The sequence below is a fragment of the Synechococcus sp. Tobar12-5m-g genome, from assembly GCF_024345415.1.
Classification (GTDB): Bacteria; Cyanobacteriota; Cyanobacteriia; order PCC-6307; family Cyanobiaceae; genus Regnicoccus.
In genome coordinates this window covers 1-26349 of the sequence record NZ_JAGQBB010000004.1, presented here as the reverse complement: position 1 = coordinate 26349, position 26349 = coordinate 1, and the positions used below count along the sequence as shown (strand labels likewise).

Here is a 26349-nt window from a genome sequence, read left to right as displayed (position 1 = left end):
GGGGCCCACCATGCTGAGCATCCTGCTGCTGATTCCTTTCGCCGGAGTCCTGTTGCTGGCCCTCTGGCCCGGCAGGCCGGCAGAGGGGCGCATGCGCACGGTCACGCTGCTGGTGCTGGGCCTGCAGATGGCCTGGAGCCTGGTGGTGCTGGCCCGCTTCGACCCCGGCAACAGCGCCATGCAACTGCAGGAGTCCTTCCCTTGGGTCGACATCCTGGGGCTCGAATACAAGCTCGGCGTTGATGGGCTCTCGTTGCCTCTGGTGCTGATCAACGGTGCCTTAACCCTGGTGGCGGGCATCTGCACCCGCGACATCGACAAGCGGCCGCGCATCTATTTCGCCCTGCTGCTGGTGATCAGTGGGGCCGTCAATGGTGCCTTTCTGGCCGAGAACCTGCTGCTCTTCTTCCTCTTCTATGAACTCGAACTGATCCCCCTGTGGTGCCTGATCGCCGTTTGGGGCGGGGTCAACCGGGCCTATGCGTCCACCAAGTTCCTGATCTTCACCGCCGCTTCCGGGATGCTGATCCTGGGGGCCTTCCTGGGCCTTGCCCTGTACACCGGCACGGTGGATTTCAGCCTCACGCCTGTCACCAGCGAACGGCTGGCGATGGGTAGCCAGCTGGTGTTGCTGGGGGCGCTGCTGATCGGCTTCGGCATCAAGGTGCCGCTGTTTCCTTTCCACAACTGGCTACCCGATGCCCACACCCAGGCTTCCACGCCGGTTTCGGTGCTGCTGGCGGGGGTGCTGCTGAAGCTCGGCACTTACGGGCTGCTGCGCTTCTGCATGGGGTTGTTCCCGGAGGCCTGGGCGCTGCTGGCACCGGGGCTGGCGATCTGGGCGGCGGTTTCGGTGCTGTTTGGCTCCCTGGCGGCGATCGCCCAAACAGACATGAAACGGATGGTGGCCTTCAGCTCCGTGGGCCACATGGGGTACATCCTGCTTGCAGCTGCGGCGGTCACGCCAGTGTCGATCCTCGGGGCGGTGTTCCAGATGGTGAGCCACGGCCTGATCTCAGCGCTGCTGTTCCTGCTGGTGGGGATCGTGTATCGCAAAACCGGCACCCGTGATCTCACGGTGCTGCACGGCCTGCTCAACCCCGAGCGTGGCCTGCCGTTCACCGGCACCTTAATGATCGTGGGGGTGATGGCGAGCGCCGGCATGCCGGGCATGGCGGGCTTCATCTCCGAATTCATGGTGTTCCGCGGCAGCATCAGCGCCTACCCCGTGGCCACGCTGCTCTCGATGGTGGGCTCGGGCCTGACGGCGGTGTACTTCCTGCTGCTGGTGAACCGTGCCTTCTTCGGCCGGCTGGCGGTAACGCCGCTCATCGATCCAGTGGCCCATGGCCGGCTTGATGTGAACCTTGCCGCGGTTGCCCCCCGCGAAACCATCCCTGCCATGGCCCTGGCTGTGGCGGTGTTTGCGATCGGGCTGTTGCCCTACGGGCTAGGCAAACTCAGTGAGGCTGCCACCACGGCCATGGTGCAGCTGCCTGCCCTGGCGGCCGCCCTGCAAACCGGGGGCCTCGGCTAATGCCGATCATCCCAGCCGATCTGGTTCACAGCGGTGGGATGCCCAGCGCCGCCGAACTGGAGGCCAAATTGCTCGGCGGCGAAACCCTGCTGGCCAACACGCCCGACCACCTGATCGAGGTGGTGGATGTGCTGAACAGTTACGGCGAAGTGCTCGATGCCTACAGCACCAACCTGATTTTCCAGGCTGAGCGCCAGCTTCTGCTGCCCTTCCCGCTGTTCAAGTACCTCGATGGCGACAACAGCCCAGCCAAAATCTGGCGCCATCTGAACCACGATCGGATCAACTTCGAGTACGCCGAGTACTGCATGAAGGCGATGCTCTGGCACGGCACCGGTGGCCTCGATGCCTACCTGGATTCGGAGCCCTTCGCCGCCAGCTGCGCAGCGATCATCTCAAAAAAGACGCGCCGCGATCCCCTGCTGGCCCTGCTCCATCCGCTCTTCCCTAGCTTCCTGATTGAGCTGATCCGAGCCGCCGCCACCACCCACGCCCTGGGCCAGTTCTGGCGGGTGATGAGCGATCTGTTCCTCGATCTGGCCCGCGCCGAGGCCGATGGGCAGATGGACTCGATCGACGCCGTCGTGGAGTTCCTCAAGGCGGGTCTGGTGGCCGCCGCCGCCAATCCGATCACCTACGGGGTCGAGGTGGCGGGCGAGCACCTCTGGGTGCTGCCGCCGGAGGCAGGCCTCACCTTTCTGGTGGACGTGGCCGTGCCCTACGTGGAGGCGGTGTTCCTGCGGGGCATGCCGTTCCTGGGAACGGTCAGCTTCAATGCCCAGGCCCACCAGATCTCACCGGATCAGGCCCAGTTCGCCTACGGCGCCCTCTATGCCGATCCGCTGCCGACCATGGGGTCCGGGATCCCGCCGAGCCTGCTGATGCAGGACATGTACCGCCACCTGCCGGAGCGCCTGCACAGCTGGTACCTCCAGCGCACCCGCGGGGAGGGAGACGTGCGCGTGAAGATCTGCATGAGCTTTCAGAAGTCAATGTTCTGCGTCACCAATGCCGCCATTCGGGGCACCTTCCCCCACCCCCTGGGCAGCACCGATCCGCAGGCCCGCTCGGCCAACCGGGCCTATGCCGCTGCCTGGGCCAGCCGGCTGGCGGTTGCCCGCACCGACTGCCTCGCTGTCAAGCCTCCCGTAGCCTGACCCCATGGACCAGCCCTGGACACCACGCCCCAAACCCGAGCAGGCCGACCGCCTCGAGCGCCGCATCGAATTCGAGGACTACGCCAGCAACCGCGCCTTCCTCGATCTCCTCAACGACTTCTGCGAGCAGCAGGGGCGGTATCCGGACATCAGCTTCGGGCGCACCTACGTGAACATCACGCTGCGGGCCGAGGAGCTCGGAACCCCGCTCGGGGCCATCGACCATGCCTTCGCCGCCGCCATCGACGCCCTGGTGCCCTGATGGAGCCCCGCAGCGACTGGCCGCCCAGTCCGCTTCAGCCAGTGGGTCAGGGAGCCGTCGATGACGACACCCCCGTCGATCTGCGCGCCGCCTATGACGGTACCGGTGTTGACGAGGTGCTCGAGCAGCTCGATCGGGAGTTGATCGGCCTGCGACCTGTCAAAACGCGGATCCGCGAGATCGCCGCCCTGCTGGTTGTTGAGCGGGCCCGCAAGCAGGTCGGCCTGGCCACCGGTGCCCCCAGCCTGCACATGTCGTTCACCGGACATCCCGGCACGGGCAAAACAACGGTGGCAGAGCGGATTTCCGAGATCCTGCACCGGCTCGGCTATGTGCGCAAGGGCCACCTGGTCACCGCCACCCGGGATGACCTGGTCGGCCAGTACATCGGCCACACCGCTCCGAAAACCCGGGAGATGCTGAAGAGGGCCATGGGCGGCGTGCTGTTCATCGACGAGGCCTACTACCTCTACCGGCCGGAGAACGAGCGGGACTATGGCGCCGAGGCCATTGAAATTCTGCTGCAGGTGATGGAGAGCAACCGCGACGATCTGGTGGTGATCTTCGCCGGCTACAAGGATCGAATGGATGTGTTCTACCAGTCCAACCCCGGGCTGTCTTCGCGGGTAGCCAACCACATCGACTTCCCTGATTACACCGCCAGTGAGCTTCTGGCCATTGCTAAGTTGATCATGGCGGCGGAGAGTTATCGCTTCAGCGAGGAAGCAAGCTCCGCTTTTGCTGATTATATCCGGCGGCGCATGCAGCTCCCCTTCTTCGCCAATGCCCGCTCAATCCGCAACGCCATCGACCGGGCCAGGATGCGCCAGGCCAACCGGCTGTTCAATCACCTGGGGCCGGGCCTGACCAAGCGGGATCTGATCACGATCGAAGCGGCTGACATCACCTCCAGCCGTGTGTTTCAAGGAGAGGTGGAGGGGCTCGACCCCAGCCTCCCCCTCACCTGACCATCCCCCAAGTTGGCAGGGCGGCTCAGCGGCGGCGGCGGCAATCAATCTGCAGGAGGTCCCGCACCTGCTGGAGCTGGCGGGCCAAGGTGGGGTCGATCGCCAGCTTCTTCTCGATCTGCTCGACTGCGTACATCACCGTGCTGTGATCCTTGCCGCCGAAGGCATCGCCGATGCGGGGCAGGCTGAGGTCGGTGCTCTGGCGCATCAGGTACATGCCCACCTGCCGCGCCTGACTCACGGCGCGCTTGCGGCTGCTGCTGCGCATCTCCTCCACGCCGATGCCGAACACCTCCGCAACTTTCTCGACCACCTGCTGGGGCGTGACCACCACCTCGTTGCCGACGGGGTCCAGCATCGGCGCCACCGATTCCACCGTCATCGGTAGCCCGGTGATCGAAGCAAAGGCCACGGCCCGGGTGAGGGCACCCTCCAGTTCCCGGATGTTGGAGGTGAAGCGGCCAGCCAGGTACTGGATCAGGTCGCGGGGCAAGGACATCCGCTCCTGCTCGGCCTTCTTCTGGAGGATCGCCATCCTGGTTTCCAGATCCGGGGCCTGGATGTCGGCGATCAGCCCCATCGAGAAGCGGGAGATCAACCGCTCCTGCAGGCGTGGAATCTGGCTGGGCGGGCGGTCACTGGCGATCACGATCTGGCGGCCCGCCTCGTGCAGGGCGTTGAAGGTGTGGAAGAACTCCTCCTGGGTGTACTCCTTGCCCTCGATGAACTGGATGTCGTCGACAAGAATCAGATCGGCGGCTCGGTAACGGTCGCGGAACTTCTGCATGCCGTCCTTGCGAATCGCCTGAATCAGGTCGTTGGTGAACGATTCCGTTGACACGTAAAACACCCGGGCTTCCGGGTCGATCTCGACGCGGTAATGGCCGATCGCCTGCATCAGGTGGGTCTTACCCAGGCCAACCCCGCCACAGAGAAACAGGGGGTTGAACTCGCGGCCGGGCGCCTCGGCCACCGCCAGGGAGGCGGCATGGGCCATGCGGCTGTTCGGGCCCACCACGAAGCGGTTGAACACGTAGCGGGGGTTCAGCCCCGCCGCCGGTCGGCGGGGCGTTTCGCCGCGGGGCGGGGGGACCGGTAGCTGGCGGGGCTGGTGGTCAGCCCCGCCAGCCTCGCCCTGCTGCGGGTTGGAGGAACCGAGTGCAGCGGCGGCCTCCAGGCCAGGGTCATTGCCTGCCTCTGCAGCGGTCTCGACATCGACCCGCACGGTCTGGCCGGCCAGCTCGGAGGCCACGGCCTCGATTGTGCTCAGGTAGTTCTTGCGCAGCCAACCGCTGGCGAAACTGTTCGGTGCCTCCAGGCACAACCTTCCGTCGGAGAAGCCGGCGCAGCGGGCCGGCCGGATCCAGGTTTCGAAGGTGGGCTTGCTCAGATTGGCCTGAAGTGCCTCTTGAACCCGGCGCCACAGCTCCTGACCCTGCTGCACCTCCGCCTCGTCCCACAGTGGCCGAATATAGGCAGATCCCCAGCCTCCGACCTGCTTGCTGCAGGCGGCACGTGGCCTGGAACCTCTCCCCTCTCCATGACCCCTGAACGGCCCACTCCCCCGGCAGCTCTGGTGCGTTGCCTGATCGCCGCGGCCAGCGCCGCTGTGCTGCTGGGGGGCTGCAACCTGGGCGTTCCGAACCTGCTGGAGCAGAAGGGGAAACCGGCTGCACCGCCGAAGGTGAGTGACGCTCCAACGGCCGCCCCGCTGCTGGCCGGCAATCGCTTCATCGTCGAGGCCGTCGACAAGGTGGGACCCGCCGTCGTGAGGATCGACACGGTCAAGCGGGTGATCAATCCGCTCGGCGGCCTGTTCGGCGGTGCCCCGGCGATCCAGCAGCAGCAGGGCCAGGGGTCCGGCTTCATCACCCGTTCCGACGGGGTGATCATCACCAATGCCCATGTGGTGGAAGGGACCAACGAAGTCTCGGTGACCCTGCCGGACGGGCGCAGTTTCAACGGCAAGGTGCTGGGCGGCGATCCCCTCACCGACATCGCGGTGGTGAAGGTGGTGGCCCAGGGACTGCCGGTGGCCCCCCTCGGTGACTCGACCAAGGTGAGGCCGGGAGAATGGGCGATTGCGATCGGTAACCCGCTCGGTCTCGACAACACGGTGACGGCAGGGATCATCAGCGCCATCCAGCGCACCAATGCGATCGGGGAAGGTCAGCGAGTGCCGTACATCCAGACGGATGCTGCCGTCAACCCCGGAAACAGCGGCGGTCCGCTGATCAACGACAGCGGCCAGGTGATTGGCGTCAACACGGCGATTCGGCAGGCGCCGGGTGGTGGACTCAGCTTTGCGATCCCGGTCAACCTCGCCCGCCAGATCGCCGCCCAGATCCTCGAGAACGGCAGGGTTTCTCACCCGTACATCGGTGTGCGCCTGCAGGCCCTCACCCCCCAACTGGCCAGGGAGATCAATGCCACCACCACCAAGTGCCGCCTGCCCGAAATCAACGGCGTCGTGGTGGTCGACGTTTTGAAAGGCAGCCCCGCCGACCAGGGGGGGCTTCAGGCCTGCGACCTGATCGAGCAGGTGGGAGACAAGCGGGTGAAGAACCCTTCCGACGTGCAGGTGGCGGTGGATGGCGGCAAGGTCGGCCAGGAGCTGACGGTGCGGGTGCGCCGCGGCGACCGGACCCTCAGCCTCAACCTGCGACCGGCCGAGTTGCGCCGCAACGGCTGAGCCTGCCCAGCCTCCTGGCTGATCAGGGGGAATACCAGAAGGCGCAGCGGCGCTGCCTGGGCTCCAGCTCCCATCCCTGCAGTTCGTAGAACCCCACCACATCCGGGTCGGCGAAGAGGCTCACCCGATCCACTTCCATCAGCCTCAACCGCTCCAGCACGTAGGCCATCAGTTCCCGACCCAGGCCCGTCCCCTGATAGGTGGGATGGACGGCGACGTCCCAGACGGTGGCCTCCAGAACGCCGTCGCCGGTGCAGCGGGCAAAGCCCACCAGCTTGGGGAGCCTGGGATCGTGCCGCCACAGCCCGACCCGCAGCAGGCTGTTCTCCAGCGCCTTGCGCACACGCCGCAGCGGCCGGCGGCTCCAGCCCACGGCATCACAGAGTCGCTCGAGTTCGATCAGGTCGATCTCCTTGTCGAGGCTCAACACCAGCTGGATCTGGGGATTCGCGCTCGTACAGATCCGGCACTGGGGGCCGTAGAGACTGGACCAATCGGCGGAAGGATCCAAATCCTGGGGAAGGCAGCCTGGCATCGCTCTGATCCTGCCCGATCTCGGAGCTTCCGCTCAGAGCTTGACGAGCCCCCGTTCCTGCAGGTCGGCCAGCTGGGCGTAGAGCCCATGGGCAGCGCGCAGCTGCTGGTGGCTGCCCTGCTCTATCAGCCGCCCCTTGCGCAGCACCAGGATGCGGTCTGCGGATTCCACCGTGGCCAGGCGGTGAGCGATCACGATCGCCGTCCGGGCGTGCAGCAGCTTGTCGAGGTCCCGTTGCAGGGTGGCCTCGGTGGAGGGATCCATGAAGGCGGTGGCCTCGTCGAGGATCAGCACCGAGGGATTCCGGATCGCGACGCGCACCACGGAGAGCAACTGACGCTCCCCCGAGGAGAGGTTGCCGCCCCGCTCCCTGAGTTCCGTGGCCAGACCGTCGGGCAGGCGGCGCAGCAGGGCGTCGAGGCCGAGTTCATGGCAGAGCCTCTCGAGCTCGCCGTCCTCGATCGCCGCATCCAGGCGCAGGTTGTCAGCCACATTGCCGCTGAACAGGAAGGTGTCCTGCAGCACCACACCGAGCCGCTGGCGCAGGGTGGCGATCGGCAGTTCCTGGATATCGATGCCATCGAGAAGGATCCTGCCCCGCTGGGGTTCGTAAAGCCGGCAGAGCAGGCGAATCACCGTGGTCTTGCCAGAGCCGGTGGGGCCCACCAGGGCCACATGCTCCCCCGGGGCAATGCGGAAACTCAGGCCAGTGAGAATCGGGTCGTCGGGGCGGTAGGCAAAGGACACGTCCTCGAACACCACCTCGCCGGCGCTGGCCCGCTCCCGGCCGGAACGCAGCGCCGCCTGGCTGCGCTGGACATCGGCGAGGTCGCTGATCTCGATCGGTTGCTCCAGCAATTCACCGATCCGCTCGACGGCCGTGAGTCCTCCCTGGATCTGGGTGAAACGTTCCGCCAGCTGACGCAGTGGATCGAAGAGGCGCTGGGAGAAGAGGATGAACGTGGTGAGGGTGCCCAGACCCATGGCGCCGCTGGTCACCATCCAGCCCCCCAGGGCGAGCACCAGGGCCACCGCGCTCAGGGCCACCCATTCGATGAAGGCGGAGATGGAGCTGTCGTAGAAGATCGTGCCCCCCACCGCCTCGCGGTAGGCATCGGTGGTGTGGGCGAACCGGCGGCTGTTGATGGCCTCCCGCCGGAACATCTGCACCACCTCAAGGCCCTGGAGGTTCTCCTGAAGATCGGCGTTGAGCTGGCTGAGTTCCTCGCGGACCCGGTAATTGGCCTTGCGATACCGCCCCTGCAGCCAGAGGATCACCAGCACGACCGGGACCTGGATCCCCAGCAGCAGGGCCCCGAGCCGGGGTTCGATCATCAGCATGGTGATGGCGATCACCAGCAGGGTGACCAGGTCAGCCAGAACCCCGACGGCCCCGCTGCCGAACACCTCGGCCAGGGCGTCGACGTCACTGGTGAGCCGGGTGAGCAGCTTGCCCACTGGCGTGCGGTCATGGAACCGGAGCGACAGTTCCATGGCATGGCGGAAGAGGTCGTCACGGATCCGGGCGGTGAGGCGCTGGCCCACCGCCTGGACGCTGTAGCTCTGGATTCCCTGCAGGGCCAGCCGCAGCAGCACCGCGGCGAGGAGCAGCAGCACCAGCAGGTGCATGGCCTGGGGCACAGCAAGCCCGCTCAGCCAGGCGACGGTGGGTTCTTTGCGCAGCACGGAAATCGCCTGGCCGACCAGCAGCGGCTGGATGGCCGCTGCCAGGGCCACCGGGATCAGCAGCAGCAGGGTGAGCAGCAGGCGGCGTCGATCGCGGCCCAGGTAGGGCAGCAGCCGCAGCAAGCGTTGACGATCCAGATTGGCCATCAGGCCGGCACCGGTGGACGGGCCGCGGGGGCTGCCGTGGCGATCTGGTCCACGATCGTCTGCAGCGATCCATGATCGAGGCGCAGCGCGATCGGATGGCCGATCAGGCGGGCCGTGCTGGTGAACAGATCTTCGATCGCCACGAGGCCGTTATCCCGAAGGGTGCGGCCGGTGGCCACCAGATCGACGATCGCCTCGGACATGCCGGTGATCGGACCCAGCTCCACCGATCCTGTCAGATGGATCAGCTCCACCGGCAGATCAAGCTGATCGAAGAACGCTTCAGCGCAACGCACGAACTTGCTGGCCACGCGGCAGTGGGCCGGCAGATCGGAGGCCCGGCGGTAGCCGCTGCTCGCCTTGACGGCCACCGCCATGCGGCAACCGCCAAAGCCGAGATCCAGCAGCGGTGCCACCGGCAGGCGATGCTCCCGCAGCACATCGTCGCCAACGACGCCCAACTGGGCCTGGCCGTAGGCCACATAAACAGGCACATCGGCATTACGAACCAGCAGGGCACGGGCCGTGCCGCAGGGGCTTGGCACCATCAGCTGGCGGTTGTCGTCATCGAGCAGGGGGCTGAAATCGAGGCCTGCGGCGGCGAAGCGCCGAACCGAATCCTTGAGGAGGGCACCTTTTGCCAGGGCGACGGTGATCATGGAACTGCACCGCAAACTGGACTTTAACGATGGGCGCAGAGCAGGGCGAGCCCAGGCTGGCATCGCCGGACGGTCCCATGGACGGTCTTGGCAATGGAGCTGGGGCGGTGGCAGGGAAGGTGGCCGTGGATGTGGGGCTGATTCCGATCCTCACCGACAATGTTGTGATGGTGCTCCGCAACGGCACCGAAGCGGTGGTGGTGGACCCAGGTGTGGCGGAGCCGGTGGCCACCTGGCTGCAGGAGCATCGGCTGAAGCTGGTCGCCGTGCTCCAGACCCACCACCATCGCGACCACATCGGCGGAACACCGGCCTTGCTGCGGCGCTGGCCCCGGGCCGAGGTGATCGCCAGCGCCGCCGATCGCGAGCGCATCCCCTTGCAGACCCATCCGGTGGCGGAGGGGGATGTGATCGAACTGCTGGGGCGGCGGGTGGAGGTGCTGGAGCTGCCCGGCCACACCCGTTCCCATCTGGCCTTCCTGCTGCCGCCGGTTCCTGGCGGCCAGGGGGAGCTGTTCTGCGGTGATGTGTTGTTCGGAGGCGGGTGCGGGCGCCTGCGTGAAGGAACGCCGGAGCAGATGCATCACGCCCTGCAGCGCCTCGCCGCCCTCCCTGCCGCCACCCGGGTCTGGTGCGCCCATGAGTACACCCTGGCCAACCTGCGCTGGGCCGTCACGGCCGTGGACGTGGAACCGGCTAGCCGGGCGGCGATCGCGGCGCGTCTTGCCGAGGTGGAAGCGCGACGACGCCTAGGGGCGTTCACCATTCCCAGCACGATCGGCCTGGAGCGCGCCACGAATCTCTTCCTGATGGTCTCGGGCCCTCGGCAGCTGGCGGAGCGGCGTCAGCAGAAGGAACAGTGGACGGGATCAGGAGCCGCTGAGCTCCCCATCGTCTGACACGCCCACCACCCGGAGCCCTGCGGGGAAGAGCAAGGCCGACTGGGACGGGCGGATGCGCAACCGGCAGCGTTGTCCGTTGCTGAATTCCTGGTCCAGGGGAAGACGCAATCTCAGCTTGAGGGGAGGCCTGGAGGGTTGCTCCAGGTGAACCTGGAGCAACCAATCCCGTCCCAGAAACTCGCGCCCCATCACCCAGGCTGCGCCGTCCGGATCGGCGATCAACTCCAGGGCCGTGGGGTCGAGCAACACCTCCAGGGGACCAGCCTTGCCTTCGCCTGACAGGCCAGCCAGGTACGAGTTCGCCTGTGGAACCGCCCGCTCCAGCCAGCCCAACGGGGTGCGCAGACGCTGCCCTTCCCAAGCGGCCGGAAGCAGATTGCCCTGCAAGACGAAGCGTCCGACGAAGGCACTGGCCGGGCTGGAGACCAGCTGGCGGGGGCTGGCGCACTGGTGGATGCGGCCGGCTTCCAGAACCGCCACCCGATCGCAGATCGCCAGGGCCTCTTCGGGATCGTGGGTCACGATCACGCCGCTGGCCCCGCAGCGGCTGAGCACGCCGGGGAGCTCACTGCGCAGTCGCAAGCGCACCTCCACATCCAGGTTGGAGAAGGGCTCATCGAGCAACAGCAGAGAGGGACCCGGCGCCAGAGCTCGGGCCAGGGCCAGGCGCTGGCGCTGGCCGCCGGAGAGCTCGTGGGGGTAGCGGTGCTCCAGTCCCTTCAGACCAAGCAGCTCCAGCAACCAACTGGCCCGGCTGCGGTCCTGGCGGGGTTTCAGGCCAAAGCAGGTGTTGCGCCAGGCGTCGAGATGGGGAAACAGGGCGTAGTCCTGAAACACCATGCCGACCCCTCGGCGCTCCGGCGCCACCCAGCGCCTGGACCCAGCCACCTCCTGGCCCTTGATCAGGATGCGGCCCAGGCTGGGCCGCTCGAATCCGGCCACCAGACGCAGCAAGGTGGTCTTGCCACAGCCGGAGGGTCCGAGCAGGCCCACCAGTTCGCCGGGGCGGAGGTTGAAGTTGATCGCTTCCAGGGTCCAGCCATCGCCCATGGCCGCAGCGGGCGCAGGCCCGCCGGTGGCCCTGCCATAGCGGTGCCAGACATTCTCAAGCCGGACCTGGTCACGGTGGGGCGCCTCGCTCCAGGCAGCCTCAACGGGGGGAGAGAATCCGGGGATCGGTGATCGACTCAAAGGTGGTTGTGGGATCCTGCCGATCGGCCACCTCCCCTACGCTCAGCACCCCATCTTCCCCTGTCATGGTCGGCGCTTCCCCGCCTGAGGCGATCAACACGGCTGCGGCCCCGGCTCCTGTCGGCCCCTACAACCAGGCCGTCAAGGCCGGCGGGCTGCTGTTCTGCTCGGGCCAGATCGCCCTCGACCCCTCCACCGGGCAGATGGTGGGAGAAGGTGATGTGGAAGCCGAGACCCGGCAGGTGCTGGCCAATCTCGAAGCGGTGCTGGCCGCCGCCGGTTGCACACCCCGGCAGGTGGTGCGCACGACAGTGTTTCTGGCCGACCTGGCCGATTTCGTGGCGGTGAACCAGATCTATGCCGAAATGTTCGGGGCCGGGGTCTCTCCGGCACGGGCCTGCGTGGAAGTGGCCGCTCTGCCAAAAGGTGCCCGGATCGAGATCGACTGCATCGCCCAGCTGGAAGCTTCCTGATCGGATCGGCATGAGAAGGTAACGAACAACACCCTTGGTAATCAAGGTGACAGTCAGCAGCTGGCACAGCCTCCACAATCGGTTGATGCTTCAGCTCACCCCATGGCGTACTCCCATCTTGGCGTCAGGTCTCTTTTGAACGCCAGCAAAGGTCGTCTCTACCGGCTGGTGGATCAGCAGTGTTCGCCCCATCCGGTCCTTGATGACCATTTCGAGTCGATGGATGCCGCCTGGGAAGCGGCCCTTGACTGGTGGCAGAAGCAGGTCGGCGCTGTGGAACAGCCCATTGGGATCGGGATCGAAGTGAGCACCCCCCGGGGTGACTGGCGCACCCTGCGCTACCCGGGGACGTGGCCGGGTCTGATGCACTGAAAACCCCTGCTCCGTGGTATGGCTCTCTTGCCATTCGACGCAAGAGGTATTTTTCAACCTCTGTGGAGAAAAGGGTTTCCGTCAAGGGAAAACATCCACAGGTCAGGCATGAAGGGTTCTGACCTTCTGATCCGATCTCCTGGGATGACTGGGGGTACAGGTAGAGTCATCCATTCGGGGCGTGGCGCAGCTTGGTAGCGCGGGTGCTTTGGGAGCACTAGGTCGCAGGTTCGAATCCTGTCGCCCCGATCAGTGATAGCAAGGGTTCTCGGCGAAACCGGGAACCCTTCTTTTTTACTTGCAAGAGAAAGTGCAAGAGAAACTTGCCTGTTTCTGGGCTTTCAAGGGTTCTGTGCCGGCCAGCTGCGCCCGTGGTGGTCGCTGGGCACTAAAGCCGGCCATTGATCAGCCGGAGGCAGACCGGGACTTTCTCTTGCATCTCTTGCAGTTGATCGCTCAAGAAGAAGACACCTCAGGCGCACAAGGACGGAGACCACCCGGCGGCGGGGATGCAGGGTGTCACGCGGCGCAAGGGCGGGACAAGTCGGCTTCGCCGACCCTTGCGCTCGCGTGAATCTGATCTCCCCTCGCCGCCGCCGGGATGGGTGCGCTCAGGTCACGGCTGCCCGGTGGCTCTCCCGCGGCTGCGGTGCCGCTGCTCATCCGGCCGGCAGGTGATAGATCAAGGGCGCTGATGGCCAGGGGTTACCTCGCGCGGTTGCGCGGCTGTCCATCAGGCCTGGAGCCCCAGGCCGGCCGCAAAGATGGCCAGCTGGCTGTCACTCAATCCAGGCCTGTGAGCATGAGCCCGAACTCCTCAGATCCAAGTGCTTGCAGCGGCTCTGGCACTCCTCAAGTGCATTTGTACTGGTAGAATAAGGGTCGCGCCAAAGGCCCCGAGCCCATCGCCTGCGGCAACGTCATCCCCTGATCTCGCCATCAACGCCGCATATGTCTGAGCGGCCTTGATGCCCCGATCAGTTGTCATCCACGGCAACTGATTCCATGGCTCTTTGTATGTCATCCAGGCCCGAAGTGGGCCCCGGTCGCTCCCTTGTGATCGCGGCCGGCGGCGGCCGTGATCTGGACTGGCCCCATCAGCGCGTTGCCGCTGAGCTGCTGGCCCGCAGCGGCGGCCGGCTGGTCCATTTGCTGCTCCACGGCGGGGCCCGCGGTGCCGATGCCGCCATTGCCCGAGCCGCCCATCAGCTGGGCTGGTCGGCGCTGGTCATGCCCGCCGAATGGCGGCGCCATGGCCGGGCCGCCGGGCCGATCCGCAACCGGAAGCTGCTCGAGCTGGCCGTGGCCAGGGCCGAGGCCCACACCTCCCCTGGTGTCTCCACCTCCGTGCTGGTGGTGGCCTTCCCCGGTGGGTCCGGCACGGCCTCGCTGGTGAGCGAAGCCCGCCGCATGGCCTCCCGTTCCCCGGTGCCGATCGCCGTGATGGAGGTCAGCCCATCCGCCGCTCGCTGGGCCGATCCCGCTGCTGCTTCTTGCCCCTGAAGCCTTCCGCGCCTGTGGGCCCCTCCGTTTCCCATCGCCTTCTCACCGTCATGTCCGTTCTCACCCCCATCCCTGCCGCTTACGCCACTGCCCTTGCGGTGTCTGCTCCAGAGGCCGCTGGCCCGGCCTGCTCTCTCCAGCGCTCGGGTTCGCTCTGGCAGCTGGGCATCGAGGCCCAGGAGCTCACCACCGCCATCGGCCAGCTGGCCGAGCAGCTGGAGGCCGATGACGACGACTCCCGCAGTCAGGCCCTCGCTGAGTTGGAGGCCGCCCTGCTGGCCGAGGAGGGCAACAAGGCGGCCCTGGCGGCCAAGGCCGATGCCACCTGCTGGGTCATCGAGCACCTGCGCGGCCAGGCCGCCTACCGCCAGCAGCAGGCCAAACGCCTCACCGCCCTGGCCAGTGGCGATTCCAGTCGGGCCGATGCCCTGGAGGAGTCCCTCGTGCTGGTGCTCACCCGGCTGCAGCCGCAGGCCACCCGGTTCAGCTTCCCCAATCACGAGCTCACAAGCCGCAGATCCCAGACCGTCGAGATCGACGACGAGCAGGCCCTGGCTCCCGAGTGGCTGACGGTCAAGACCACCAGCCAGCCCGACAAGGCCGCCATCAAGCAGGCCCTCAAGGCCGGCCAGCAAATCCCGGGAGCCCAGCTCCTCTCCCACCGCAACTGGCGCATCCACTGAGCGGGGGGCCAGAGGCCCCCTCGATAGGGGTCCGCTGCAGGGGCGGGCCCAGGGAATTTCGTCAGCGCCATCACCAGCCAGGCCATCACCTCCACCCACCACCAGAAGCCATGGATCTCTCCACCTACGGCAGCACAACCGCCAACACCACACCCACCAGCCCACGGCCCAGGGGCCACATCTGGTCCACACGGCTGAGCAGCTGGGTGGTGCCCATCACCCGCCAGCCGGGCCGACGGCCTTCGCCCGATCACATCCACTGCAGCGATCCGCCCTGCTGGGTGCTGATCGAGTCCGTGCCCGCCGGCAGCCCCGCCAGCTGACTCCCATCGCTTGTTCCCACCCTGCCCCTTAATGCCATGACCACGACAACGACCATCGACCGCTCTTTCGCTCAGGCGTCCGCCCTCACCGCCGAGCAGGTCGCTGCACTTGCGGCACCCTTGAGTCGCGCCAACGTCAAGCAGCGCGACCAGGGCCGAGGCAAGGTCAGCTACATCGAGGGCTGGGTGGCAATCGCCGAGGCCAACCGGATCTTTGGGTTCGACGGCTGGCAGCGGGAGACGGTCGCGTTGCAGTGCGTCTCCCAGGCGGAACGCCGCATCGGCCGTGAGCCAAGTAAGCCCTCCGATCCACCGCAACGTGACGGCTGGGGCGTCACCTACACCGCCCGGGTGCGGGTGATCGTCGGCGGGATCGTGCGGGAAGGCAGCGGCGCCGGCCACGGCATCGACGTCGACCTGGGCCAGGCCCATGAATCCGCCCTCAAGGAAGCCGAGACCGACGCCATGAAGCGGGCGTTGATGACCTTCGGGAACCCGTTCGGGCTGGCGTTGTACGACAAGCAGCAGCGAGAGGTCACCTCAAGCGTCTCGGGGGTCCCCTCACGGGGGGGCATCACCGAGCACACCTCTCGGGGCGACATACCGCCCCACTCCCCAAACGGGATAACAGCCAATGCCGCTGCCGGAAACGGCTCACTGCGGCGCTCACCGGCTGGCAACGGTCACCGCCCCAGCATCCACCCACCCGTAGGCCAGTACTCCGACGCTGCAGCGGCTGACGGTATCCAGGAGGCCCAAGAAGATCCGGCCTTGCTGCCCCTCGATGGCACCACGATCCGGCGGATTCACGCCACCATCCGCAGCCTTCCCCAGCCCCAGCTGGAGGGATTCACCAAGGCCTTCCGCAAGCGGTTTCAAGTCCCGGAGGAGGCCACCTCCATCGCGAATCGCATTACCCAGAAGCAACACCACGACTGGATCGAGGCCTTCCTGGTGCAGCACCAGACCGTTGCCTGAGATCCAGTCATCCGGCAGCTCAGGTAGGAGGTGCTGCCTACCATTCATGAGTCCGGCCGCCCTGAGGGCCATGACCACGCAAACCGATCTGGGCTGGGCAGGCTGCAGTGCTGTGGAGCGTGATCCTCAGCGCGTGAGCGGCGCCTGGGTGTTCCGCGGTACCCGGATTCCAGTGGCGGCTCTGTTTGAAAACCTGGAAGACGGCGTCTCCTTGGCTGAATTCGTCGAACTGTTCCCAGGGGTAAGCCTTGAGCAGTCCCGGCTGGTCCTGGAGCACGCTGCTCGGAGCACCGCAGCTGCCGCACTGGCTTGAGTGCGGATCCTGTTTGACCAGGGGACACCCGTTCCTCTTCGCCGTTCATTGACCGGCCATGTGATTGCCACGGCTTATGAGCTGGGTTGGTCGACCGTCACCAATGGCGAACTGATTCGCTTGGCGGAGCAGGAGGGCTACGAGCTCCTGATCACCACCGATACCAACCTGCGTTATCAGCAGAATCTGAGCGGGCGCAGCATCGCGATCCTGGTGCTGACAACAACCAGCTGGCCGCGGATTCGCCAGGTCACAGGCGAGCTTCAGGCAGCGGTCGCTGCCATCGAAAGCGGCGGCTACGAGGAACTGTTCATTCCCTGAACACCTCAGCGCTGCAGCAGCCAGCGCAGCAGCGACAGGCCGATGATCAGGCCGATGCCGGTGTTCCACAGCAGGGAGGGCCGCTGGGAGAGGCGTTGCAGCCAGCGCGGCATTCGATCGCCCCAGTGCTCCAGGGCCAGCACCGCCAGCACCAGCAGGACCACGGGGAGTCCGATGGCCAGCACCAGCTCACGCAGCATTCCATCGCTCGCCTCTATCGGCACCGTACCCAGCTGGATCCAGAGCGACAGCCGGTTGGCGGCCCTGACCTGAGGGTGCGAATCCTCCCGCTGAGCCGTCAGCGCTGACTCGCGAGCCAACCCCTCCAAGTGGCGACCGCGAGGCCTGCGAGTCCTTGCGCCGAACAAGCCGCAAGAGTGGTACGGGAACAGGTACTCCTGGAAGCCGCTGAAGCCTGAAAAGAGGCGTACTTTGAAGTTGAGGGGAGGCCCGGTAGCCAACCCGACCCTCACCCTCCAAGAGAGTCCGGCCAGGGATCACCCGAGCCGGTGCCCAAAGCGGAGGTGCGCCAAAGATGCGTGAAACCACTCGTGAACTTGATGGCGCAGCGCGAACGCCATCCCGTAACCGCAGAGAGCGATATGCCAGTTCTGTTCCCCGCGTGTTCAAATCCCGGGCTGCATAACCCGGGCCCGGATCACAGCCGAGAAGGTCAAGCCCCGAGCATCTCTTCCCGGAGACGTGATCCCATCCCTTACCTGCCAGGCCCCAGACAGGCCATGCGTGAAACACAGACACCCGATCGGTCAGGCCCCAGATGCCAAGGCGATGATCCGCAACCGGTGCCAAGGCGCCCCCCACGGGGCGCCTTCCGTTATGGGGTGATCAGGCGACCAGCACCGTGACCACCACCGAGCGCTCCTGGCGCGGGCCATCGAACTCGCAGAAGAAAATGTTCTGCCAGCGCGACAGGCCCAGGTGTCCGTCGATCAGCGGGATGGTTTCCGACGGCCCCACCAGACCGGCTTTGAGGTGGGCATCACCGTTGCCGTCCTGGGCGTCATGCTTCCAGACACCTTTCGGGATCTGCTGGCGCAGGAAATCGATCACGTCCTCCTGAACGCTCTCATCCCAGTTCTCCTGAATCATCACAGCCGCGGTAGCGCCCTGGGCGTAGACATGCACCAGCCCGTCGGCGATGCCGCTGCGCCGCACCACCGCGGTCACGGCCTCAGTGATGTCCACCAGCTCCTGGGCCCGATGGGTGGCGAAGTGCAGCAGCTCACGCATGGCGGCAACAAAGGGCGTGACAATCACAGCACTGATGATCGGCATCCCCGGCCCCGGTGGCATCCCCGCTGCAGATCCGCCCGTTTGAGCCAAACGACTGGCCTGGAGTGTGGCGGCTGCTGGAGCCGGTGTTCCGCGCCGGGGACACCTTCCCCCACGATCCGGCGATCAGCGAGAGCGAGGCCGGGGCCCTGTGGGTGGAACAGAGCCAGGCCGTCATGGTGGCCATCGGTGCCACCGGAGCCGTGGTGGGCACCTACTACCTCAGGCCCAACTCCCTCGCCCTCGGCGCCCATGTGGCCAACGCCGGCTACGTGGTAGCCGAGCACTGCCGGCTCCAGGGCGTCGGCAGCCGCCTCTGCCGGCACTCGCTCCAGGCCGCCCGGCGGCTTGGCTTCCGGGCGATGCAGTTCAACCTGGTGGTGAGCACCAACACCGCCGGCATCCGCTGCTGGCAGCAGAACGGCTTTCAGATCATCGGCACCCTGCCGGGGGCATTTCGTCACAGGCAGCTGGGTTATGTCGATGCCCTGGTGATGGTCCAACTGCTCCACTGAACAGAACAACACGTCGCCTTTGCCGTGCTCTTGATCGGGGAGGACAGAGCCATACGGGTGGGGGAGGCGATGGCGGTGCTTGAACGTAACCGCTTGGAGCTGCTGCACTTGGTGAGCCTTGAGACCGTCATCTTGAAGCCGCTGCGATCCGCTCCCGCAGCCTGGCGGCCAGAGACAGAACGGCCGCACTTCCGGCGAGCTCCGGGGGCACCAGCAGCCAGAGACGCTCCACGAGCGGCTCCCATGGCCACACCGCCGTCAGTGAGGCCTCCCGCCAGGGGCTGGTCTGCAGCAGCGACGGCGGCACCGGCAGCAGCCCATCACCCCGTTGCAACGCCGCCAGCCAGTCGGTGGCAGCAACCGCATCGAGCGGGGTGATGGCCGCCAGCTGCTGCTCCTCCAGGGCGTGATGGAGCGCCGGTGCCGCCGCCACCGGCGGTGCCAGGAACCGGAAGGTCCGGGGCGGCGGCGCGGCGGCGGAATCGTGGCCGTTCAAACGGCAGGCGAGGAGCAACCCCCAGCGGCCCAGGGGCAGCCACTCCATCCCCTCGACCGGTGCAGGTGGTGCCTCCAGATCAGGGCCAACGCTCGCCAGCAGCACCGCCTCCAGCTCGCCAGCACGCAGCAGCTCGCCCCACTGGCTCAGGCTCCGCCACAGCAGCGGAGTCGGCCCCGGAGGGGCGAGGTCGTCGAGCAGGTGCTGATGGAACGGGCCAGAGGCCACACGCAGGCCGGTGGCAGGGCGCAGAGGAGGTGGAATCGGAGCAGGCAGCGGATTTCGCGCTGGTCGGCGGGTTGCGGAATGCTCCTGCCACCACGGCCGTAATCGGCCTTTGGTACTGACCGCCACCAGCACGGCAAGTACCGCTACCGAATCGTGATGAATGCAGCAGGAATGGCAGCGCCACTTGCTGCCCAATGGAGCTGGGGATGTGTCCTTTATTCCAACGCCCATGACTCGCTTCATTCCATCGACGACGGCCGAGCAACTCAGCAGCTGCTCGGCGACGCCGCAACGCCCACTCCGCTGCCACCTGCTGATCGGCCCACCGGCCAGCGGTAAGTCCACGCTCGCCCGCCACCTGGCCGCGCTGCTGAGCGGCACTGAGGAGCCTCCCCCCTGTTACATCAGCAGCCGCGACATTCGCGCCGAAATCTTTGGTGATCGCGGCGTCTTTGGCCCATGGGATGACATCGCCGCGGTGATGCACCAGCGCATCCAGGAGGCTGTCAGCTCAGGCGCCCCGGTGATCGTGGAAGCCACCTTCTCGCGCCGGGCCTGGCGGCTGGCGATCACCCAGAAGCTGGAGCTGCCGGTGCCGGTGGAGTGGATCGGCTGGTGGCTGAGCACACCGCGTGAGCTCTGCCAGCAGTGGAACCAACACCGTGATCACAGCATCCCCGAGCAGGTGATCGACAACCACGTCTCCCTGCTGGCCCAGGCCGCCTTCTCGCCCAGCCGCTCGGAAGGTTTCGCGGCGGTGGTCTGCGTCGAACCCCATCACCATGAGCCGCTGGAGCCACACCTACAGGCAGTGCTGGCAAAGCTGGAGCGGCGGATCAGCGCCGCCCGCAACCGGGACGCCCGGCTGATCCCCCATGCCTATTCGCGCCTGCTGGAGTGCGAGCGGCTGCTCCACCTGATCCAGCTGCTCAGCCGTCAGCCGGAACTGACCGCCACCAACGTCCAGGCCTCCCCCGAGGAGTCTGCGGGACTGGCCGAGCGGGCAGCAGCCCAGCTCAGCCAGCTGCACGGGCCTTGCTATGCGGATGTGGGCGCGATCGCCGCCGACCTGAACTGGTTGCGGCAGCAGGGGTTCACCGCCGCCTGGCCAGGCCGCTGCGAGCAGGCAAAGCCAGGGCCGATGCGGGCGGTGGAGCCGCCGCCCTGGCCGGCGACGCAACCGCTCACCGCGGGCGGCTGGTCTGCGCTCGGCGATCGCGAGACCTTTTGCCGTGCGCTCACCCTGCTGCGCCACATCCTTCACCACCCCTTTGATCGACAGGAGGGGGTGGCGATCGACCATCACCTCGCCGCTCGGCTCAAGACGCTCAGCGGCGGCCGTCACTGCTGGACTCCCCGCCAGTTGCACCAGAGCATCACCGCGATCCTCACGCCCTATGGCTTTCGTGATGCGGCAGGCAGTGGCCGCCATGGCTATGCCCTCGGCGCCTCGCTGCTGCCCTTGCCGCTGCAGGTGGAAATCCACGGGCTGCTGCAGGCCAATGCCGATCGGCTCGGTGATCCCAGCGGACAGGCCATCGCCAGGGAGCTGGGCAGGCGGTTGCAACGCAGCGGCATCGTCATAGAGGCCGTGCCGCCGGTGCGGGCCTACTTCAACCGTTCCCTGCTGGCGGGAGATCAGCGAAGGAGCGGCACCCTGCTCAATACCGAGCAGGCCGAGCAGCTGCGCGGCGCCATTCAGCAGCATCAGAGGGTGGTGTTCACCACCTTGGCCGCCTCCCACGCCGGTGTGGAAGAGATCCGTGGATGGCCCTTGCAGCTGATCTTCCACACCAGCGCCTGGTATCTGCTGTTTGAGCATGACCACATCGGCCAGACGGAGGGGTTGCTGGCCTGCCGGCGAATCGATCAGCTGGGGCTGCGCCGGATCGAAATCGGCAGTTGCCGCAGCCAGCCGTCCCATGCGGCGGCGCTGCGGCGTGGCGAAACCTTGCAGCACTGCTGCGGCAGCCTTGAGTTCGGTGATGCCATCCAGGCGCAGCAAGCAGTTTGCGGGACGCCATCGGAGCAGCGCAGCAAGGCCATGGGCACCTTGCAGCTGAGCTGTGATGCCACCGCCTTTGCCCTGCTGCGTGAGGAGGTGCGGCGCTTCCCGGCGGCGGCGGTGCGCCTGTCGCGACCCCTGCCTGGTGATGGGGTGATCAGCGCGCTGGGCGAGCAGGCAGAGCTGCTGCCCTGCAGCCGCTCCAGCCACCCCTACCCGGTGGAGATCGACCTGCCGCTCTGGACCCTCGAGCGTGACCAGGACCTGCGCCGCTGGCTGTATGCCCTCGGCGGCGGGGTGCGGATTGAGTCGCCGCTGTCTCTGCAACGAGAGCACCGGCACTGGCTCCAGTCCGCCCTGGCGGCGTACCCCAGGAGAAGGGAAATCAAGAAACAGCGGGTGCCCCAACGGCGGGGGGCCGCAGGCGCGATGGGCCGACGTGGAACGGTGCTGGAGAAGGCTGAGCGTTGAGGGCAACGCCGACCTGCGAATGGTCCGTGAGTAGGTGTGCCAGAAGGTGGCGGGCCTCACACCCCCCGGGGCCACAGCACTCCCGTGCTCGGCCGGCCACTGCCGCCACCCGTTCCCCCGCCCCCCTGGAGCTGCTTGGCATAGAAGGGGTGCTGGCGGACGCCCGGGGCACCGAGGGCCGCGGTTGACCAGTCGATCAGGAAATCCGGGCCGGTGCCTGGACCCATCGCCACCGGACCTGGGGTGAGCAACGGGCAGAAGCTCAACCGATCCGGGATCGTTTGCCAAGGCAAGGAACCGACCGTGTCCCAGCCCGCCTGTGGCTGCGTACCCGGTGGGTGCAGATACCAGAGGTCGGTGGCGCCGCTGTAGGCCGCCGCCAGCTGGTAGAAGGTGCCGGCTCCACCGGGGTTGCTCACCCGGCCCAGGCGGCGCGGGTCCGAGAGCTGGTTGCTGCCCAACCAGAAGCAGTCCGGCAGCGTGATGCGTGGCTGGATGATCCCCGGCGCGAAAATGCCGCTGGTGGTGTTGGCATACAACCCGCAACCGCGGATCAGTTGCTGGTCACTGCCGGTGGGCGGGAGCGGAATGATCGAGGCCGCCACCAGGGCGTTGTTGCTCCAGGTGTAGCTGTTCTGTGAATAGAACATGCCGGGGTAGGAGTTGGAGCGGTTGAGAACAACACTCCAGCCGCTGACCGCCGGCGAGCGGAACAACAGCAGGGTGTGATTCTGCGTGTTGATATCGGTGCCGATCGGCGCGATCGTGTAGCAGAAGAACTCACGGCCTGGCGTCGTATCCGCCTGAATCAGCAGAAAGCCAGCCAGATCCCAGGCCGGCGTTCCATCCGAGGCGTAATGCGACAGGCCGGCATTGACGCTGAAGAGGGTCGCCGAAAAGCTGCCGTAGCCGCCGTTGCTGCTGTCGTTGGTATAGGCACTCTCGAGGCCCAGTTGCAGGCGGGCGGAGCTGCTGCTGGAGTTGTAGCCCTGAACCTTGGAGCTGTTGGAGAAGCTGAGCAGCACCGGCGTCTGGGGATGGCCTAGCCGCCAGACGTAGCCGTAGGTGATGGAGCCTGTCGCGGCGCTGTGATCCTTGACGAGCGAGAGCGGCACCAGGGCATTGGCCGGCGTGGCATTCACCTCCGCCGAGAAGGCGCTGAAGGCCTCCGCCAGCTTCATGCCCGGATCAGTGGCCAGCTTGCTGGTCCAGTTCCAGAGCGGCCATTGCAGAGCGGAGCAGGTGAGGGTCATCGCGTCAGCTCACCGGATCCTTGAGCCGCACCACCAGGCGTGAGGGGCCGAGCTGCAGCCACTCGCTGCCATCGGCCGGCTTGATGTAGCCCAAGCTTGTGAAGGTGCGGTTGTAAAGCGCCAGGTCCGCCGGCAACGCCACCGGGTCCCACCACTGCACCGGTGGCAGTGGCGTGGTGTACACGACGCTGGGTGTGATCGGCACCCACTGGGCCGGGCGCACCAGCATCAGCGGCGCCGCCGATGAGAAGAAGTCAGCGCGGAAGGCGGTGGAGAGCATCACCTGGGGCCGCGCCAGGTTCCAGGCCACCGCCGCAATTACCCCGGCCATGTCGGTGAGCGAGAGGTGCCACTGAGCGGAGACCACGTCCTTGGCGATCAGCAGCGCCACCGCCTGGCGGTTGGAGAAGGAGTGCTGAGAGAAGGCAAAACATAAGAACTCCTGGCCTGCCGCCAGGGAGGAGGCCACCACCGCCCCCAGGGGCAGCGGTTGAGGGGGCAGGGTGATCAATGAGCTGGCGGTGCCCACCCCGCCGGTGAGGCTGCCGTGGCCACCCAGGGCCGTGCCGGCGGTGAATCCCGAGGCCAGGCCGGCGTGGGTCGTCACTGCGCCGGTGCTCAGGTTCGCCACCCACTGGCTGATCAGCTCCACCGGCTGGCCGCTGCTGAGCGCCGCGAGCCGTGCCTTGAGCGTCCAGCCGCAGAAGCCCGGCGCCCCGGCGGGGCCGGTGAGCAAGCTCAGCAGCTGGCTGGGGTTCTGACCGTTGGCCGCTGTGATCCAGGCCATCAGCAGGGCATGGGCCTCGCCAAACAAGGCCGGCAGCGCAAAGCCTTGGTCCCCCCGGCGGCTGAGATCGGTGATCGTCGCCGCCATCAGCCGCCCGCCGAATCGTTGAGCACCAGGGCCAGCACGCCCAAGGTGGCCGTGTGGGCGCCAGCCGCTTCGGTGCGCACGCGCGCCCAGAGCCTCTGCTGCAGGGGGTTCTCGCCGTTGCTGTAGCTGCAACCCGGCGCCTGCTTGAGCAGGAGCGCGTCAGAGGAGAAGCGCAGATCGAGCAGCACGCCGGCCGAGAGTGGCGGGTCCTCCTCGATTGGCCGCGCCCCGTCGGCCGTTCGCGCCGCCGCAGAGTCGTAGAAGGTCACCCAGGCCGGTGTCGAGCAACTCACCTCCAGAAACAGGCCATCGACACCAAGGCCGGCAAAGGTCAGATCTGCCACGGACGGGCCAGTCAGCGGCCCGCTGGTCTGCTGCTCACTGGCCCGACGGGGCGTGTCAATCCTTGGAACCCAGTTCGGCATCAGAGGGTCACGGGTTGAGCTTGTAGACGTCGCCGTTGCTCTGATCGAGGTAGAGGTCACCAGTGATCTGGCCGGGGATCGAGGCCGGCGGCGGGCCGCTGCCCACGAACCAGCCCGTACCGCGGCTGCCGGCAGGGCCTGCGCCGCCGGTGGCACCGATCGGTCCCTGAATGCCTTGCGGTCCAGCAGCGCCGGTGCTACCTGCCGGTCAGGTTGGTCCGGTCGGACCCACCGGGCCGACGCTGCCTGTGGGACCAGCGGGCCCCGCGGGGCCTGAGATCGGCCCGGCGTTGATCCAGGTGCTGGTCGATGCGTTCCAGCTGTAAAGGTTGTTGTTCTCGTTCTGAACGATGTAGGCGTCCCCCTGCTGCCGGTCCGTGATCGGCAGGGAGGCGATGTTGGGAACACTGCCCTTGAAGTTGATGCCGGTGCCGGCGGTGCCCTGCGGGCCAGCCGGGCCCTGGGGTCCAGCCGCTCCCACGCTGCCGGCTGGGCCGGTGGTTCCCGATGGCCCCTGGCTGCCGGCGGGGCCGGCTGGTCCCTGCGGCCCGCTGTTGCCCTGCGGCCCCGTGGCGCCCGTGCTGCCAGCAGGACCTGTAGGTCCAGGCACCCCCTGCGGTCCACGGATCGAGCCGGTGTTCGCCCAGGAGGTCATCAGCTCAGCAGGCCGTTTTCACGTCCTATTGCCACTGATGCGAGCAGCGCGGCAACGCTGACTTAATGTGTATGAACTGACTAGGCTATACACATCGGCAACCGTCACGGGCCCTCCGTGCGAACCGCCCATGCGCACCAACATCGTCATCGACGACGCCCTGATGCGGCAGGCGATGCAGGCCTCCGGTGCCCGCAGCAAGCGAGAGGCGGTGGAGCTGGGGCTGCGCACCCTGGTGCGGCTGCATCAGCAGGGGGAAATCCGCTCCTTCCGCGGCCAGCTCCGCTGGGAGGGTGACCTGGAGGCCAAACGCCTCGACGCCGATCCGGAGCCTGAGGAACCAGGAGACCAGGATCTGTCGTGATCGTTGTCGACTCCTCGGTCTGGATCGACTTTTTCAATGGGTTCAGCTCGCCAGAGGTGGAGCGCTTCGATGGCCTGCTCGGTGTCACGCCGATCGCAATCGGCGATCTGATCCTGGTGGAGGTGGTGCAGGGCTTCCGACAGGAGAAGGACGTGGCCACAGCTCGCCAGCTGTTCCGCTCCCTGGCGCTCCTGCCGATGCTGGGGGCACGCAATGCCTGGAAAGCGGCGGAAAGTTACCGGGAGCTGCGCCGCCGCGGCATCACGCCGGCCAAGACGGTCGACGGGATCATCGCCACCGCCTGCATCGAGGCGAACCTGCCACTGCTGTTCAGCGACCGGGACTTCCTGCCCTACGTGGAACACCTTGGGCTGGAGGCTGCCTGAGGCTGCCGCCCCGCTCGGCGGCGATAACCTCAGACCATGACCAATCCACAACTCACCAGGAACCTCCTGGAGGTCATCCGCAGCCTGCCCGATGCTGATCGACGCTGGCTGCTGGAGCAGTTAGGCCAGGATTCAGGCGAGCTCAGCGACCACGAGCTGGCCGAAATGGCCCTGGCGGGTCAGGCCTTCGATGACCTTGCCCAGGAACCTGATCTCTACAGCTTCACGGACGGCGAAACGATCGTGGCCGCTTGATGCTGGCTCGCTTTGACATCGTCCTGGTGGCCTTCCCGTTTACCGATGGGCCCAACGTCAAGCCACGCCCGGCGATGGTGATCGGCCTGAGCGAGCGGCATCAGGACGTTCTCCTGGCTTTCATCAGCTCAAAGGTTGCGGGGGCAGCCAGCAGCGATGAGCTTGATATCCCAGCAGACCACCCACAATTCAGTCAGAGCCGTCTGAAGATGTCGTCCCGCTGCCGGCTGAGCCGCATGACCACCCTGGCGATGCCGCTCGTCCGTCGACGCATCGGCAGCTTGCCAGCGGATCTGCGACCCCCCTCTGCCAGGAAAGATGAAGCCTCTCCATCCCGACCATTCCAATCACCAGGGGGCCTGATGGAACCGACCAATGCGTCCATACAGCGAGGCCGTCAAGGCTGATGTCCGCCGGCGGATGGGGC

The 26349-nt window shown here is 66.7% G+C and carries 32 protein-coding genes and 1 tRNA gene; 21 read left to right on the top strand and 12 right to left on the bottom strand.

Going from position 1 to position 26349, the window contains the following annotated elements; genetic code table 11:
* Nucleotides 1-10: 10 nt before the first annotated feature.
* From KBY66_RS03895 to cbbX, 4 genes are read left to right on the top strand one after another with little or no spacing between them, the layout of a single operon-like run.
* Nucleotides 11-1537 (top strand): NADH-quinone oxidoreductase subunit M, encoded by a 1527-nt coding sequence (locus KBY66_RS03895; protein ID WP_255087871.1) that lies wholly within the window; start codon nt 11-13, stop codon nt 1535-1537.
* Nucleotides 1537-2694 (top strand): CO2 hydration protein, encoded by a 1158-nt coding sequence (locus tag KBY66_RS03890; RefSeq protein WP_255087869.1) that lies wholly within the window; start codon nt 1537-1539, stop codon nt 2692-2694. Before KBY66_RS03895 ends, KBY66_RS03890 begins: the two co-directional genes overlap by 1 nt.
* A 4-nt stretch (nt 2695-2698) precedes the next feature.
* Nucleotides 2699-2956: a 4a-hydroxytetrahydrobiopterin dehydratase gene (locus KBY66_RS03885; protein WP_255087868.1), complete on the top strand. Its 258-nt coding sequence runs from the start codon at nt 2699-2701 to the stop codon at nt 2954-2956.
* Nucleotides 2956-3924 carry a CbbX protein gene (gene cbbX, locus KBY66_RS03880; protein WP_255087867.1) on the top strand — a complete coding sequence of 323 codons (969 nt, stop codon included), beginning with the start codon at nt 2956-2958 and terminating at the stop codon, nt 3922-3924. Before KBY66_RS03885 ends, cbbX begins: the two co-directional genes overlap by 1 nt.
* Nucleotides 3925-3949: 25 nt before the next feature.
* Here the strand turns inward: cbbX and dnaA are convergent, their stop codons facing one another.
* Entirely contained in the window at nt 3950-5368 is a 1419-nt protein-coding gene (dnaA, locus tag KBY66_RS03875; protein ID WP_255087863.1) for a chromosomal replication initiator protein DnaA, read from the bottom strand.
* A gap of 96 nt (nt 5369-5464) precedes the next feature.
* On the opposite strand from dnaA, the gene KBY66_RS03870 reads away from it, so the two are divergent.
* Nucleotides 5465-6616: a trypsin-like peptidase domain-containing protein gene (locus KBY66_RS03870; protein ID WP_255087862.1), complete on the top strand. Its 1152-nt coding sequence runs from the start codon at nt 5465-5467 to the stop codon at nt 6614-6616.
* 22 nt (nt 6617-6638) lie between these two features.
* Here KBY66_RS03870 and KBY66_RS03865 read toward each other — a convergent pair whose 3' ends face one another.
* Genes KBY66_RS03865 through hisG form a run of 3 tightly spaced genes read right to left on the bottom strand, consistent with a single transcriptional unit; the run spans nt 6639 to nt 9643 of the window.
* Nucleotides 6639-7151: a GNAT family N-acetyltransferase gene (locus KBY66_RS03865; protein WP_255120050.1), complete on the bottom strand. Its 513-nt coding sequence runs from the start codon at nt 7149-7151 to the stop codon at nt 6639-6641.
* 33 nt (nt 7152-7184) lie between these two features.
* A complete protein-coding gene (locus KBY66_RS03860; RefSeq protein WP_255087858.1) occupies nt 7185-8984 on the bottom strand; it encodes an ABC transporter ATP-binding protein in 1800 nt (599 codons plus the stop codon).
* Complete coding sequence (hisG, locus tag KBY66_RS03855; protein ID WP_255087857.1) at nt 8984-9643, bottom strand: ATP phosphoribosyltransferase; 660 nt, start codon at nt 9641-9643, stop codon at nt 8984-8986. The genes KBY66_RS03860 and hisG overlap by 1 nt, the downstream gene beginning before the upstream one ends.
* Before the next feature lie 77 nt (nt 9644-9720).
* Between hisG and gloB the strand changes: the two genes are divergently transcribed.
* Entirely contained in the window at nt 9721-10542 is an 822-nt protein-coding gene (gloB, locus tag KBY66_RS03850; protein WP_255087856.1) for a hydroxyacylglutathione hydrolase, read from the top strand.
* On the opposite strand, the gene KBY66_RS03845 is transcribed toward gloB, so the two are convergent.
* Entirely contained in the window at nt 10513-11595 is a 1083-nt protein-coding gene (locus KBY66_RS03845; RefSeq protein ID WP_255087855.1) for an ABC transporter ATP-binding protein, read from the bottom strand. The genes gloB and KBY66_RS03845 overlap by 30 nt on opposite strands.
* A 206-nt stretch (nt 11596-11801) precedes the next feature.
* Between KBY66_RS03845 and KBY66_RS03840 the strand changes: the two genes are divergently transcribed.
* From KBY66_RS03840 to KBY66_RS03800, 9 genes are all read left to right on the top strand, one after another.
* Nucleotides 11802-12209 carry a Rid family detoxifying hydrolase gene (locus KBY66_RS03840; RefSeq protein WP_255087854.1) on the top strand — a complete coding sequence of 136 codons (408 nt, stop codon included), beginning with the start codon at nt 11802-11804 and terminating at the stop codon, nt 12207-12209.
* Between the two features lie 102 nt (nt 12210-12311).
* Entirely contained in the window at nt 12312-12581 is a 270-nt protein-coding gene (locus KBY66_RS03835) for a hypothetical protein (RefSeq protein ID WP_255087853.1), read from the top strand.
* 175 nt (nt 12582-12756) lie between these two features.
* Nucleotides 12757-12830 (top strand) — tRNA-Pro (locus KBY66_RS03830).
* Nucleotides 12831-13598: 768 nt separating this feature from the next.
* Nucleotides 13599-14084 carry an SLOG family protein gene (locus KBY66_RS03825; protein WP_255087851.1) on the top strand — a complete coding sequence of 162 codons (486 nt, stop codon included), beginning with the start codon at nt 13599-13601 and terminating at the stop codon, nt 14082-14084.
* 50 nt (nt 14085-14134) lie between these two features.
* Nucleotides 14135-14767 (top strand): siphovirus Gp157 family protein, encoded by a 633-nt coding sequence (locus tag KBY66_RS03820; protein ID WP_255087850.1) that lies wholly within the window; start codon nt 14135-14137, stop codon nt 14765-14767.
* 110 nt (nt 14768-14877) lie between these two features.
* Nucleotides 14878-15090: a hypothetical protein gene (locus tag KBY66_RS03815; RefSeq protein WP_255087849.1), complete on the top strand. Its 213-nt coding sequence runs from the start codon at nt 14878-14880 to the stop codon at nt 15088-15090.
* A gap of 36 nt (nt 15091-15126) precedes the next feature.
* Nucleotides 15127-16068 carry an RAD52 family DNA repair protein gene (locus KBY66_RS03810; RefSeq protein WP_255087847.1) on the top strand — a complete coding sequence of 314 codons (942 nt, stop codon included), beginning with the start codon at nt 15127-15129 and terminating at the stop codon, nt 16066-16068.
* Nucleotides 16069-16138: 70 nt separating this feature from the next.
* Nucleotides 16139-16381: a DUF433 domain-containing protein gene (locus KBY66_RS03805; RefSeq protein ID WP_180662735.1), complete on the top strand. Its 243-nt coding sequence runs from the start codon at nt 16139-16141 to the stop codon at nt 16379-16381.
* Entirely contained in the window at nt 16382-16702 is a 321-nt protein-coding gene (locus KBY66_RS03800) for a DUF5615 family PIN-like protein (RefSeq protein WP_255087846.1), read from the top strand.
* A gap of 5 nt (nt 16703-16707) precedes the next feature.
* On the opposite strand, the gene KBY66_RS03795 is transcribed toward KBY66_RS03800, so the two are convergent.
* Complete coding sequence (locus KBY66_RS03795) at nt 16708-17022, bottom strand: hypothetical protein (RefSeq protein ID WP_255087845.1); 315 nt, start codon at nt 17020-17022, stop codon at nt 16708-16710.
* A 526-nt stretch (nt 17023-17548) separates the two neighbouring features.
* Nucleotides 17549-17953, bottom strand: a complete 405-nt coding sequence (locus KBY66_RS03790) for a secondary thiamine-phosphate synthase enzyme YjbQ (RefSeq protein WP_255087844.1) — start codon at nt 17951-17953, stop codon at nt 17549-17551.
* Nucleotides 17954-18009: 56 nt separating this feature from the next.
* Here KBY66_RS03790 and KBY66_RS03785 point away from each other — a divergent pair, with 56 nt between their 5' ends.
* Nucleotides 18010-18510 carry a GNAT family N-acetyltransferase gene (locus tag KBY66_RS03785; RefSeq protein WP_255087841.1) on the top strand — a complete coding sequence of 167 codons (501 nt, stop codon included), beginning with the start codon at nt 18010-18012 and terminating at the stop codon, nt 18508-18510.
* A 127-nt stretch (nt 18511-18637) separates the two neighbouring features.
* Here the strand turns inward: KBY66_RS03785 and KBY66_RS03780 are convergent, their stop codons facing one another.
* Nucleotides 18638-19234, bottom strand: a complete 597-nt coding sequence (locus KBY66_RS03780) for a hypothetical protein (protein ID WP_255087840.1) — start codon at nt 19232-19234, stop codon at nt 18638-18640.
* 229 nt (nt 19235-19463) lie between these two features.
* Here KBY66_RS03780 and KBY66_RS03775 point away from each other — a divergent pair, with 229 nt between their 5' ends.
* On the top strand, nt 19464-21710 hold the full coding sequence (locus KBY66_RS03775) for an ATP-binding protein (RefSeq protein WP_255087838.1): 2247 nt from the start codon (nt 19464-19466) through the stop codon (nt 21708-21710).
* A gap of 56 nt (nt 21711-21766) precedes the next feature.
* Here KBY66_RS03775 and KBY66_RS03770 read toward each other — a convergent pair whose 3' ends face one another.
* The 4 genes from KBY66_RS03770 to KBY66_RS03755 all read right to left on the bottom strand — a co-directional run bounded on the left by KBY66_RS03770 (nt 21767) and on the right by KBY66_RS03755 (nt 24917).
* On the bottom strand, nt 21767-22963 hold the full coding sequence (locus KBY66_RS03770) for a hypothetical protein (protein WP_255087836.1): 1197 nt from the start codon (nt 22961-22963) through the stop codon (nt 21767-21769).
* A 4-nt stretch (nt 22964-22967) separates the two neighbouring features.
* The gene (locus tag KBY66_RS03765; protein ID WP_255087835.1) at nt 22968-23837 is read right to left on the bottom strand and encodes a hypothetical protein; all 870 of its coding nucleotides are present in this window, start codon (nt 23835-23837) and stop codon (nt 22968-22970) included.
* Nucleotides 23837-24181: a hypothetical protein gene (locus KBY66_RS03760; RefSeq protein WP_255087834.1), complete on the bottom strand. Its 345-nt coding sequence runs from the start codon at nt 24179-24181 to the stop codon at nt 23837-23839. The genes KBY66_RS03765 and KBY66_RS03760 overlap by 1 nt, the downstream gene beginning before the upstream one ends.
* A 289-nt stretch (nt 24182-24470) precedes the next feature.
* The gene (locus KBY66_RS03755; protein WP_255088017.1) at nt 24471-24917 is read right to left on the bottom strand and encodes a collagen-like protein; all 447 of its coding nucleotides are present in this window, start codon (nt 24915-24917) and stop codon (nt 24471-24473) included.
* 130 nt (nt 24918-25047) lie between these two features.
* Here KBY66_RS03755 and KBY66_RS03750 point away from each other — a divergent pair, with 130 nt between their 5' ends.
* The 4 genes from KBY66_RS03750 to KBY66_RS03735 are packed head-to-tail and all read left to right on the top strand — an operon-like array spanning nt 25048 to nt 26329.
* Nucleotides 25048-25281 carry a type II toxin-antitoxin system VapB family antitoxin gene (locus KBY66_RS03750; protein WP_255087833.1) on the top strand — a complete coding sequence of 78 codons (234 nt, stop codon included), beginning with the start codon at nt 25048-25050 and terminating at the stop codon, nt 25279-25281.
* Nucleotides 25278-25667, top strand: coding sequence for a PIN domain nuclease (locus KBY66_RS03745; protein WP_255087832.1), 390 nt, complete (start codon nt 25278-25280; stop codon nt 25665-25667). The genes KBY66_RS03750 and KBY66_RS03745 overlap by 4 nt, the downstream gene beginning before the upstream one ends.
* Nucleotides 25668-25703: 36 nt before the next feature.
* Nucleotides 25704-25922 (top strand): hypothetical protein, encoded by a 219-nt coding sequence (locus KBY66_RS03740; protein ID WP_255087831.1) that lies wholly within the window; start codon nt 25704-25706, stop codon nt 25920-25922.
* Nucleotides 25922-26329 (top strand): type II toxin-antitoxin system PemK/MazF family toxin, encoded by a 408-nt coding sequence (locus KBY66_RS03735; RefSeq protein WP_255087829.1) that lies wholly within the window; start codon nt 25922-25924, stop codon nt 26327-26329. Before KBY66_RS03740 ends, KBY66_RS03735 begins: the two co-directional genes overlap by 1 nt.
* Nucleotides 26330-26349: the final 20 nt, after the last annotated feature.